10 protein-coding genes are annotated in these 12,224 nt (G+C 46.2%); 5 read left to right on the forward strand and 5 right to left on the reverse strand.

What is annotated here, in order from left to right:
* The first annotated feature begins 133 nt into the window (after positions 1–133).
* Genes HQN88_RS34720 through HQN88_RS34735 form a run of 4 tightly spaced genes read left to right on the forward strand, consistent with a single transcriptional unit; the run spans position 134 to position 5,342 of the window.
* The gene (locus HQN88_RS34720) at positions 134–1,525 is read left to right on the forward strand and encodes an aldehyde dehydrogenase (protein WP_173120886.1); all 1,392 of its coding nucleotides are present in this window, start codon (positions 134–136) and stop codon (positions 1,523–1,525) included.
* A gap of 29 nt (positions 1,526–1,554) precedes the next feature.
* A complete protein-coding gene (locus tag HQN88_RS34725; protein ID WP_216855923.1) occupies positions 1,555–2,745 on the forward strand; it encodes an amino acid deaminase/aldolase in 1,191 nt (396 codons plus the stop codon).
* Positions 2,742–4,052: a D-arabinono-1,4-lactone oxidase gene (locus HQN88_RS34730; RefSeq protein ID WP_246320626.1), complete on the forward strand. Its 1,311-nt coding sequence runs from the start codon at positions 2,742–2,744 to the stop codon at positions 4,050–4,052. The genes HQN88_RS34725 and HQN88_RS34730 overlap by 4 nt, the downstream gene beginning before the upstream one ends.
* A gap of 30 nt (positions 4,053–4,082) precedes the next feature.
* Positions 4,083–5,342, forward strand: coding sequence for an MFS transporter (locus HQN88_RS34735; RefSeq protein WP_173120888.1), 1,260 nt, complete (start codon positions 4,083–4,085; stop codon positions 5,340–5,342).
* 239 nt (positions 5,343–5,581) lie between these two features.
* Here HQN88_RS34735 and HQN88_RS34740 read toward each other — a convergent pair whose 3' ends face one another.
* Genes HQN88_RS34740 through HQN88_RS34750 form a run of 3 tightly spaced genes read right to left on the reverse strand, consistent with a single transcriptional unit; the run spans position 5,582 to position 9,380 of the window.
* Complete coding sequence (locus HQN88_RS34740; protein WP_173120890.1) at positions 5,582–6,760, reverse strand: Ger(x)C family spore germination protein; 1,179 nt, start codon at positions 6,758–6,760, stop codon at positions 5,582–5,584.
* 3 nt (positions 6,761–6,763) lie between these two features.
* Positions 6,764–8,275: a spore germination protein gene (locus HQN88_RS34745; RefSeq protein WP_173120892.1), complete on the reverse strand. Its 1,512-nt coding sequence runs from the start codon at positions 8,273–8,275 to the stop codon at positions 6,764–6,766.
* Positions 8,229–9,380: a GerAB/ArcD/ProY family transporter gene (locus HQN88_RS34750; protein WP_173120894.1), complete on the reverse strand. Its 1,152-nt coding sequence runs from the start codon at positions 9,378–9,380 to the stop codon at positions 8,229–8,231. Before HQN88_RS34750 ends, HQN88_RS34745 begins: the two co-directional genes overlap by 47 nt.
* Positions 9,381–9,534: 154 nt before the next feature.
* On the opposite strand from HQN88_RS34750, the gene HQN88_RS34755 reads away from it, so the two are divergent.
* On the forward strand, positions 9,535–9,744 hold the full coding sequence (locus HQN88_RS34755; protein WP_173120896.1) for a hypothetical protein: 210 nt from the start codon (positions 9,535–9,537) through the stop codon (positions 9,742–9,744).
* 426 nt (positions 9,745–10,170) lie between these two features.
* Here HQN88_RS34755 and HQN88_RS34760 read toward each other — a convergent pair whose 3' ends face one another.
* Together HQN88_RS34760 and HQN88_RS34765 are read right to left on the reverse strand one after the other, a co-directional pair.
* Positions 10,171–11,481 carry an aminotransferase class I/II-fold pyridoxal phosphate-dependent enzyme gene (locus HQN88_RS34760; RefSeq protein ID WP_173120898.1) on the reverse strand — a complete coding sequence of 437 codons (1,311 nt, stop codon included), beginning with the start codon at positions 11,479–11,481 and terminating at the stop codon, positions 10,171–10,173.
* 158 nt (positions 11,482–11,639) lie between these two features.
* The gene (locus tag HQN88_RS34765; RefSeq protein ID WP_173120900.1) at positions 11,640–12,221 is read right to left on the reverse strand and encodes a GNAT family N-acetyltransferase; all 582 of its coding nucleotides are present in this window, start codon (positions 12,219–12,221) and stop codon (positions 11,640–11,642) included.
* Between the last annotated feature and the right edge of the window lie 3 nt (positions 12,222–12,224).

The following is a 12,224-nucleotide window of genomic DNA, read 5'->3' on the forward strand; positions in this document are numbered from 1 at the left end:
GCAAAATAGCTGGTATCGTGATATTGTCACTGTAGGGATAGGGGTGTTAAAATAATGAGATTAAGTATTAGTATAGAACAGAATAATGTAAGCGTTTTCAAATGCGATATAATTATAGACAGACGAAATATAAATGTCCGAGAGGAGAGAGCTAATGGCGATAAGTCAGTTGATGGAGGAGCAAAAAAAGTATTATCACACCGGGGCTACACGTGGGCTCAATTTTCGTCTTACACAGCTCACAAAGCTGAAACAAGCGATTGTTGATCGCGAGTCCGAGATTATCCAAGCACTTCGCACCGATTTGAATAAAAGTGAGAAGGAAGCGTACGCGTTTGAAATAAGCATTGTCTATCAAGAGATTGCACATGTCATCAAGCATCTGAAACGTTGGATGAAGCCGAAAAAAGTGAAAACTCCGATGACACATTCGGGGAGTCGCAGCTACATGATCCCAGAACCACTGGGCGCGGCACTTATCATTGCACCGTGGAATTATCCGTTTATGCTGGCATTTGATCCGTTAGTGGGAGCGATTGCAGCTGGCAATACGGTTGTGTTAAAGCCGTCCGAGCTAGCACCAGCAGTATCTGCTGTGATGACCTCCATATTACGTGCTGCCTTCGAACCGCAATATATTACGGTTGTAGAAGGAGGCGTGGAAGAAAGTACTCTGTTGCTGGAGCAGCCGTTTGACAAAATCTTTTTTACGGGCAGCGTAGCCGTCGGGAAAGTGGTCATGAAGGCGGCAGCGAAGCACCTAACGCGAGTCACGTTAGAGCTCGGTGGAAAGAGCCCCTGCATCGTGCATCATGATGCGCAATTAAAGCTGGCCGCACAGCGTATCGCTTTCGGGAAGTTCTCGAATGCGGGACAGACGTGTGTTGCCCCAGACTATCTGCTTGTGCATCGGAGCGTGAAAGATAATCTGCTGGCCTATTTGCAAGAGGCTATCCAATCCTTTTATGGCGACAAGCCGCTCCTAAGCCCCGAGTACGGCAAAATCATTTCTCAGCGTCATTACGAGCGGTTGCGTCACTTTTTGAAGGATGGAAAGGTCGCTATCGGTGGCGGTTCTAATGACCTGACACGACAGATTGAGCCGACTGTGCTTGAAGCGATCACATGGGATATGCCGGTCATGCAGGAGGAGATATTCGGACCTATTCTTCCTGTTCTAACCTATGACAATCTAGATGAAGTAGTAGGCTTAATCCAAGCTAGGCCGAAGCCGCTGGCACTGTATGTTTTTTCTGAGGATAAAAAGGTGCAGGATGCCACGCTCGAACACATTTCTTTCGGCGGCGGTTGTGTCAATGATACACTGATGCATTTTGGATCAACGCATTTGCCTGTCGGTGGAGTTGGCGAGAGCGGGATGGGCAGCTATCATGGCGAGATGAGTTTCCACATATTTTCACATATGAAAAGTATATTAAAGCAGACGACGAGATTCGATATTCCTTTTCGATATCCGTCTAGCAAAATCGGGTTGAAAATCATTCGTAGGCTGACTAAGCCTTAATTACGGCTCACTAGGAAGAGGTAAGTCTCATGATAGGATCCTACGAGTACTATAAACAGATTTTCAAGGATGTACCGAAGCCATTCGCATTCGTAGATTTGGATTTACTGGATGCGAATATTAAGGCCATTGCGCAGGAAGCCGGGGGGAAGAAGATTCGGGTCGCGAGTAAGTCAATTCGCTGTCCGGATGTGCTTCGCCGTATTTTGGCAGCGGATGATGTGTATCAGGGGATTATGTGCTATACGGCGAAGGAGGCTGCTTTTCTAGCGAGACAAGGGTTCGATGATCTGTTGTTAGGCTATCCGCAGTGGCACGCTGAGGCGCTGAACGATGTGATTTCACTAATAGGTGAAGGCAAAACGATAACGTTCATGGTCGATTGTATCGAGCATGTTGAACACATAGGGCGGCTCGCGACGGCAAAAAAGGTTATTGTGCCCGTGTGTATCGACATCGATATGTCGACTGATTTTCCAGGTCTGCACTTTGGTGTGTGGCGATCTCCGTTGACCCGATGGGAGCAGGTTCAGCCTGTGGCTGAACGGATCGTTGGAGAGAGTTGGCTGAGGCTTGACGGTATTATGGGATACGAGGCGCAGATTGCCGGTGTTGGCGATAATGTGCCAGGGCAAGCTGTGAAAAACGTACTAATCCGCAGGTTGAAAAAATCTTCCATTCGTAAAGCCGCGCAGTGGAGAGAGAAAGTGGTGCGTGAGCTTGAAGCAATGGGAGCTACGCTTCGTTTCGTCAATGCGGGCGGAACGGGCAGCATGGACAGTTCGCGGGCAGAGGCATCGGTGACAGAGATCACTGCAGGATCCGGGTTTTACTCCCCTGGCTTGTTCGACAACTACAAGTCGTTTCGTTATAAGCCTGCCGCTGGGTATGCGGTTGAGGTGGTGCGACGTCCACAGCCGAATATCGTGACCTGTATGGGCGGCGGTTATACGGCCTCAGGGCCGACCGGTTTAGACAAACGGCCTAAACCGTATTTGCCGGAAGGTTTGGAGCTATTTCCCTTGGAGGGTGCAGGCGAAGTACAAACCCCAATGCGCTTGCGGGGTGAAGTCCAGTTGGAGCTGGGGGATCCGGTCTTTTTCCGACACGCGAAGGCAGGAGAGCTATGTGAGCGTTTCCTTACGCTATATGCTGTTTCGCAGGGCAGTATTGTATCTACATATCCAACATATCGCGGTATGGGGGCGTGTTTTCTATGATGGGCAAATCAGGGACATGGGCCAATTGGTCGGGTATCGTTCAGGCAACACCGCAGACAGTGCTTTATCCAGACTCCATTGAAGCGGTGGTCGATGCAGTTCGACTTTGCAGACGAGAAGGACGTAGGCTGCGTGTTGTCGGTACGGGGCATTCTTTTACGCCAATAGCGGCATCGGATGATGTGCTTATCACCCTGGACCGCATGCAAGGCTTAATTGAGGTAGACGCTGAGCAGCGGACCGCAACAGTATGGGCAGGCACGAAGCTCAAGTTGCTTGGGGAGCTGTTGTTCGCTCAAGGGTTGGCACAGGAAAATCTCGGCGACATCGATGTTCAATCCATCGCGGGGGCAATCAGCACGGGGACACATGGCACTGGTCAGCAGTTCGGCAACATCGCTACGCAAGTCGTGGGACTGACGATGGTGACTGGCGCAGGGGAGGTACTTACATGTACACCTGTGACTCACCCTGATTTATTTAAAGGGATGCAGGTATCCCTTGGCGCGTTGGGGATTATTGTACAAGTGACGCTCAGGCTTCAACCCGCTTACAAAATGAAGTATGAAAGCAAGCGCATGCCGCTGAAGCAATGCTTGGAAGAGCTGCCCGATATCGCGAGCGGGCATCGGCATTTTGAATTTTATTGGTTTCCCTATGCGGATCCGTGTCAGTTGAAATTCATGAATCCGACAGATCATGCGGTGACGAGCCGCAAGGTTCGTGATTATATGGGGGATGTCCTACTGGAAAATACGGTATTCGGTCTGCTGTCTGAATTATGCCGAAAGGTCCCGAAGCTTAGTCGGATGATAAGTCGATTATCTGCATCGCAAGTGCCCGTGGGAAGCAAAGTGGACTATAGTCATCGCCTGTTCGCGACGCAAAGACTCGTTCGTTTTAATGAGATGGAATACAATCTCCCAGCAGAAGCCATGCCCACCGTCATTGAAGAAATGCGCGAGAAGATGGAGAAGGACAAATACAATGTTCATTTTCCGATCGAGTGCCGTTTTGCGAAAGGGGACGATATCTGGTTGAGTCCAGCGTTCGGACGGGATTCTTCGTACATCGCCATTCATATGTATAAAGGGATGCCGCATGAGGACTATTTTGGGGCGATGGAGGAAATTTTCCTGAAACACGGCGGCAGGCCGCATTGGGGCAAAATACATTCACTAAACGCAGATAAGCTAAACGATAGGTATCCGATGTGGCAGGAATTCTGCCTTATGAGAGAAAAGTTGGACCCGGATGGGATTATGCTGAATGGGTATCTGGAAAAGATTTTTGGCGTGACGGGGTAAGGTTGACAAGAAAAAGGGGGAGGTGTCTGGATGATGGAGCCAATTACAGGAGCAAGTGCAAGCGAAAGAGCAAATGCAAACGAAAATGCAAATGCAACTCGCTCTCGCTGGTCGGTCGTCTTTGCTTATGCCTTATTAGCGGCAGTGACTCAGCTGCTATGGGTTACATTTACGCCCATTACGACAGCGGCTTCCAGCGAGTGGCATGTTTCTGTCGATGCTGTTGGCTGGTTATCGCTCGTATTTCCTCTTGTCTATGTACTGCTGTCCATCCCATTTGGTATGGCTGCTGATCGTTGGTTTCGTGGATCGCTGCTCATTGGTGGTGCATTGACTGCGATGGGAGCGCTTGTTCGAATACTGCCTGGTTATGAATATGCGCTCATTGGACAGATCGTGATCTCCATTGGCCAGCCGCTTGTACTCAATGCCGTGAACAAATTAGCCGTGCTCTATGTACGTCCAGAGCAACGAGCCAATGCCATTGCCGCTGGCACGGCCAGTTTGTTCGTGGGTATCCTTGTCTCGACCGTCACCGTTCCTTTTCTACTGGCATGGCAGGGGATGTCAGCTGTTCTGTGGACACAAGGCGCCATGAGTGTTTTTGCTGCCGTGGCGATGTATGTGGCGTTAAGACAAGCGCCAGTGTTTGAGGTTGATGAGGCTGCTGAAACGAGCAGTGGGTTCGGGTTAAGCGCGATTGCGACCCTATGGTCGCAGCGTTGGGTAAGATTGTTCAGCCTGCTATTGTTCGCAGGCTTTGGTATTTTCATTACGCTGGCGACATGGCTCGAAGTGCTGGCCAGCGCGATCGGCTTCAATGCCCAGCAAGTCGGCATTGGTATCGGTGTTATGACGGCGGCAGGTATTGTCGGAGCTGCACTTGTGCCACGCTGGGCGCTGCGCGGTCAGCGTGCGCGAGTGGTTGTACGCTTTTCACTCGCGGCGAGCGTGCTACTTCTGATCGGTCTTGCAGTCGGCATGCCACAATGGATGTTCATCAGCTTGCTGGCGTTGTGCGGTTTCCTTCTACTAGCCGATTTGCCTGTGATGCTCTCACTGGCAGAGGCTAAATCTGATCCGCAGTCAGTTGGTGCTGTCACAGGCTTATTACTGCTATTTGGCAATTTAGGGGGAATTGTACTTTCCTTGATTGTTCAACTCTTGTTAGGGCATAGGATGGTAGCAATCGGCGTTTTAGCTCTTGTGGCAATTCTTATTTTGCCAGCAGTTAGGTGGCTGCAGACGGCACCGTTGAAGATCCAACGTGATAGAAACGAACAGATGTAAAGCAAAAGGGTTTCATTTTAGCAGCGTAGCAAAAGGTTTAAACACAATCTCAATAAGTTGCGTAGTTCCTGGCATATTCGGAAATAGACACACAGTAATCAAAAGTAGCCAACCAATAATGGTAAGGCTGACGAGTGCAACTCGTTCTCGCATCGGAGATTTTTTGTGAAGAGGCCACTCAATGAGAAGAATAAATAGAGCAAGGAGAGTCGTACAAAAGATCGTCACTATTTTTATAACTACTCCTCCTTGCTCCCCATTTTTTTACTAATCGGATCCTCAATAAATCCAGTCCGTTCTAAGTTAATATCCGTTTCAACACTAACAATAATTTGTGGGAACAATGTGTCCCATTTCGGACCTAATATTTTCCACTGTTGAGGATATTTCCTGTGAAATGCTGTCGCGAAACCGAGTGCATCCACGTGAAATTCGTTTTGAGATTGTGTGACGACGGATAAAATGCGTTCTTCCAATATTTTGGCGATTTTGCTCTCCACGATGTTAGCGCTTTTTTCTTCCAGCATATTTAACTTTGTTGTGTTTTCAACAACGTTGCACTCTATAAGCGTTTTCACTTTCACAGACAAGTTCTCCCCTTCAATGAAAGGTTCAATGCTTGAGTGACTATGAAACACATCAACAGACACTTTTCCCTGATTTTGATTAAAATCGACAGTGATTAGAGCTGATTTAATAGTATTGGTCAACCACATGAAACCTCTCGTCGAAGAGTCATCCAGAAGTCCGACCATTTGATTTTTTTTAAGCAAAGCTGAGCCGTAAACATAGATGGCTTTGTTCTTTTGTTTCTGGGAAGTGTACATTTTGGTATAAGGAAGGGCATAGGACTTGGAATCAGATTCAAGTAAATTATGCAGTTTTAACAACGTTACGTATAATCCCGTGTGCAGATTGGACATTTCACGCAGCTCCTCTGACGTATCTCTCTCGAGGACTGGATTTGCACTTAGCATATCTACAGCATTTCCTTGACAGACAAAGATAAGAGATCTTCCCCTTGGGCCGGGATGGCGGCGGAGAAATGCAAGTGGATCTTCTAAGCTGTATCGCGCTAATTCTTCTCCAAAAACAATCGTACTGGCATGCCCCCAAAATAATTTGCGGGATAGTTTTTCTTGTAATCTTTGATTGGCATCCGACATATTCACACCTGCCGCGGAAACTACGATGCTCACAGGGCTTTTGGCTTTATTCCCTTCCATACCGCCTATGCTTGTGTTATTCGAGCTCGGTACGAAGACTTGAACGGATACAACGACACCCTCGTTATCTTGATTTTTATCTACGCCAATAGCTGTAATGATACCAAGATCATTGACTTCCATTCGATCCCAGCAGCCAGTCAAACATACCAAAGTTAAACAGAGGAGACCTAATCTCAGATATGTTTTCATAGCTTATTCATCGTCCTTATGTGCTGATTGCCCTTGAACACCGGGTTTCATGGCTGGCGATTGACGGTGTCTGTTAAGGGGAGACGCAATGCGAGGCCTTCGGTTAAATAACCATCTGGGTGCGCGTATGATCAAATCAAGCAAAGCGTAGGGCTGTACAGGAGATATGGGTGTCAAATAGGGGACACCGAATGAACGAAGTCCGAGCAAATGAATGATAATAGCAAGGATACTCAGAATGACGCCTAATAATCCTAAGATCCCAGCGGTAATCATGATAGGAAAGCGCATGAGACGGATAGCTGTACCCGCGCCATAGTGAGGAACCATAAATGAGGCAATACCGGTTATTGCCACAACCATGACCATCGGAGCTGATACGAGACCTGAGGCTATAGCTGCTTGACCAATTACAAGAGCACCAACAATACTTACCGCTGCCCCGACCTGCTTCGGCAGACGGATGCCTGCTTCGCGAAGGGCCTCAAAGGTGACTTCCATCAAAAGGGCTTCAACAAGTGCTGGAAACGGAATATCCTCTCTGGACTTTGCCATAGAAAGCAGTAGCTTTGTGGGAATCATTTCCTGGTGGTAGGAAACGACGGCAATATAAATGGATGGAGCTAACAAGGCAATGCCAATAAAAATGTAACGAAGCATCCGTATTGCTGATGCCACATAAAAGCGTTGATAATAGTCTTCTGGTGATTGCAAGAACACCGCTAGCGTACCAGGAGCTATTAAAACAAAAGGCGTTCCAGCAACAAGAACAGCAATACGCCCTTCCAGTAAGGAGGCGCAGACAATGTCCGGACGTTCAGTCGAAAGCAGTTGAGGAAAAGGAGAAAGTGGGTTATCCTCAATTAATTCTTCAATATAAGAACTTTCCAATATACCGTCAATCTGGATTGACTTAAGACGAGTCATCATCTCACTTACGAGACTTGGTCGAATAATGCCTTCGATATAAGCTATTACTATTTCAGTCTGCGAATACTTGCCAATCGAGGTGGCTTCAAGCTTTAAATCCGGATTTCGAAGCTTTCGTCTGAGCATGGACGTATTAACCGAAATTGATTCGACGAAACCTTCTCTAGGTCCACGAACTACAGTCTCCGAACTGGGTTCTTCGATATTTCGAGTCTCCCATTTTTGACAGGAGATACCTAAAGCGCGATCTTCACCGTCTATAACGAGAATGGCAGCCCCCATGGAGACAGCGGAAATGATTTCTGCATAGGTAGAAAAATATTGAATGTCGGAAAGTTTGAGTTCCTCTTGAATCGCTTCAGCGGTAGAAATCCAAATATTTGAAACGGATAAGGGGACAAGTAGTTGTTGATCCACTAACTGCGAATCCGCAAGTCCATGTAAATATACAATACAGGCATCAAGTTCTTCACCAATTCGGAATTCATGGAAAACAATATCATAGCAGCGATCGTAAATGGTATGAAGGCAATGTAGACTATCCGTTAGGGTGGGCAGGATCCTTATGTTCGAATAATCGGTCATTGGTACCCATGCCTCCTTTTTTAGTGGGAATCGATCGAATAGCGGCAAGGATTAAAAGAATGCCGGGGCAAACTAGTCGGAAAAAAAGATCATTGAAGTCTCCGCCACCGCTGCTCCTAGATACTAAGGATGGTAGATTCGGAATCCCCCATAACGAGAAGAGCGCAATTAACAAGCCTGTTGGAAGCACGATTGCCCGGTAATTCTGTAATCGGAGCCAATTCGTAATGGCCATAACGGTAACATAATAAAACAAAGAAATTTTGATAAACAAACCGATGACCCAAATGATGACAATAAGAGATTCAATGTTTTCGAGGAAATCCGCCACACTAACATATCTTGCCGCAGCTAAAATGGGGTAAAGAAACGTTTCCAAGCTCGACCCTAGGAGCCATAATACAAATAAATTCATGCCGGACATCGTAGCTACAACCCAGATGACGGAACGAGTTGACCACTTGCTGATGGAATCGACATCATATATATAAGGGATCAAGAAACTCATGAAGAAGAATTCAGAAATCCATGTCATGGAATGAATGGAACCCTTAATAGCCGGCAACAAACCGTTCTCAAGGATGGGCAGCATGTCCATTACGTTATAATCCTTCCAAAGCAAAGCTACGATGAAAATAAGTGAGATAATAACAACAGGCATGAATAGCTGAGCTGCTCTCCCTATTATTTCTAACCCACTTCGTACGGCATAAGCGCAAATGATAAGCATGGAGTAAATGATGACGCCCTTAGGTGTCATCCGAAGAAAGGCGTTGAGCATTAATTCGGTATAAGATCTCAGAACCGCGCCACTCATGTTTAACAACGAGATAATGTACAAGAATCCTAAGATTTTAGCAGGTAAAGATCCAATAATTGCTGGTAGGTATTGCATAAAAGTTTGATTTGGATACTTTTTTGCTAATTTACAGGTGATAAATACCAAAAGAAATCCCGCTATCGAACCAATGATTGGTGATAGCCATAAATCATTGCCTGCTGATTTGGCCGTAATATTGGGCAAGTATAGCAGCGCAGTTGAAATGATGCTCAAGTAGAGGAGTGCAGCCGCTTGACCAGCTGATATTTTTCCATGTTCAGTCAAAGTGTCTCCCTCCTACTCGTAGGATGTGCTTAACAGATAGAATGGTAATTATAATATCCAAAATAAGGATGACTATTCAGAAACGATTACGCTGGAAAAGGTATAGTGGCGTATAAATAGAATTAATAAGGAAGTTATTTACTTGGGGGGGCCTATGAGTATCATACATCGGGATGCTGATTTTACGAATGCGATGTTGTTTGGAACTTACATCATGGTTTTGATGGATGGTAAAATGGTTGGAGGCGGACTTGTTGAGGAGTTCGATGATATTGAGGTGAAGGTAGGACAGGGGCGATATGTACGCAGCAGTTCAATCTTTGTAGTAGCTCCACCTCCGCAATGTTCGACGGGCATGGGATGACAGTGACATCTACTTCAAGAGTCTAGGGGATAATCTGAATATGATTTGTCGTATATAACTTCCACTCGGAGTGGGAAGACGTAATTTTCAATATGTATACATGGTCAAAGATTCACAAAGTTCATAGATGCTCAAAAATGCAAAGAGGCACTTATTTTTGGTGAAAATAGGTAAATGTAGATGAATAAGTGCAAAAAGGCACCCTTTAGGACCGATAGATGTCAAAACGAGCTTTGCCGCCGGAAATAGTTGCACTTTCGCACGCATTTCAAAAGAAGATAATCATTCGAAGAAATAGGATGCCTTTTTGCACCTTTCACTGTTGTATTCACCATACTGACTTCTGCTAGCTCCAATAAATCGCAAAAAAAGAGGGTCCCCGCCACCTACATGGCTACTGGGACACCTCTTTTTTACGTTGCCAGCTTATTTGCTAGCGGCAACGGTCTCTATTTCTTTAACGCTTTGATAGATGATATTGAACAACTCTTCCAAATTGCCCTCTTCGATGCAAGAGAAGGCTACACGAAGATCGGTTTCACCAAGCGCGATTGTTCCTACGCCATGCTGATTCAACAAATGTACGCGCAATGCTTCTGCATCAACAGTTTTGAGTTTCAAGCACATGAAATAGCCGGAGTTGAAAGGGTAGTAGCCCCAAGCATCGTCGAACTTGCCGCTGTCCAAAATGGATTTCGTGCGGTTCGCGCGACCTTTCATGATTTCGTATTTCTCTTGCTTCTGAGCATTGAATTCTGGTGAGTTCAAGGCGTGAAGCACGAACGTTTGGGACGGATGCGGTCCACTGGAAATGGTTGCACGGATAATCCCCATTGTTTTTTGTTCGAGTGCACTAAGAAGGGCATCGCTTTGACCTGCATACGTAATGAAGCCTACACGGAAGCCCCAAACGTATTCTTCTTTAGTTGCTCCGTCGATTTTGACTGCAAGCACACGCGGATGTAGGTCAGCCAATTGACCGAACAAGGATTCATGCAATGAATTTTCAAAGAAAAGACCGAAATAAGCATCGTCAGTTAGCACAACGACGTTAATTCCAGCTTCAGCAGCTTCTTTGATCGCGGCCGTAATGGCATTGCCATCTTCCACATCAGGCGTGTAGCCAGTTGGATTGTTCGGGAAGTTCAGCACGACGATCGCTTTGCCTTTGGACTTCTGAGCAAGAAGTGCTTCACGCAAGCCTTCGGAATTAAATCTCTCGTGTTCGTTATAGAGCGGGTAGTTGACGATTTGAGCGCCGCGGCGAATCTCGAAAGTAAGCTCGTAATTTTCCCAGTTTTTATCTGGAATGATAACGGCATCACCGACATCTGCAAAAAGATCAGCAGCGATACTTAAACCATGCGTCAAAGCATTCGTTACAATCGGGTTCCCGATAAGCTTGCTGCCAATGCCCGGATTTTCTTCGAGCATTTTTTTGCGCCAAGCAGTACGAAGCTCAGGCTTACCAGCCGGTGGAGCGTATTCATATATATCTTTAGGATTATAAGTGGAGAGTGTATCTTGAATGACCTTCAGATGCATTGGTTGACCATTTTCGATCGCAATACCGATGGTAGCATTGAATTTCTTGGCTTTGGCCTTCGCTTCAGCCGATTGGCTGAGAATGCCTTCTTTCGGGAAGTAAATCGATTTACCTAATGCGGAAAGCATGTCATGTACGTGAGAATTTTCACGTTGCAGGGTCTCGTTTAACTGACTTGCCAAAGGATTCATAAGATTGGGTCATTCCTTCCAATGAGCGATTCATTTTTTCCCAGTTATTATATCACTTTCACACCTGCACGTCACTGCGCTAAACAAATTTTCTGCGAATTGATATCAAAAGAAGCAAGTGCCATGGATGAACGCATTCCAGTCACTTGCTCCTAGGTTTAATTAATTAAAAAGCTCTCTAGTCGTTGCTTAACTTGCGGCCACTCTTTGTCGAGGATGCTGAACATAACTGTATCTCGTACATACCCGTCATGAAGCACACGATGTTGGCGAAGTATACCTTCTTTCTGGGCTCCTAAACGGGCAATGGCTGCTTGGGAGCGTTCGTTGCGAAGGTCTGTTTTGAGCTGAACACGCAGAAGATTCAAAGATTCAAAACAATATCGAAGCAATAAATATTTACTTTCTGTATTCACACGAGTTCTCCAAACACTCGAATTGTACCAAGTATGCCCAATCTCTAAATTCCGATGAGGAATGGAAATATCAAAGAGTCGTGTACTGCCAACGATCGTATCAGTAGCTCTATCATAAACGCTGAATGGGATTCCTTGTCCAGCTTCCTGCTCGTTAAGCGCTTGGTAGACAAATTTGTGAACTTCAGCTGGATTAAGCAAGGGTGTCATAAATGAGTAAATGGCAGGGTCATTGGCAGCCTTAATCAGGCCAGAAATATGTGACTCATGCATAGGAAGCAAGGTGACACGTGTTCCTTCTAGGGTTGGGGGTTGCAGATTCATAGT

The sequence above is a fragment of the Paenibacillus qinlingensis genome (assembly GCF_013204845.1).
Classification (GTDB): domain Bacteria; phylum Bacillota; class Bacilli; order Paenibacillales; family NBRC-103111; genus Paenibacillus_E; species Paenibacillus_E qinlingensis.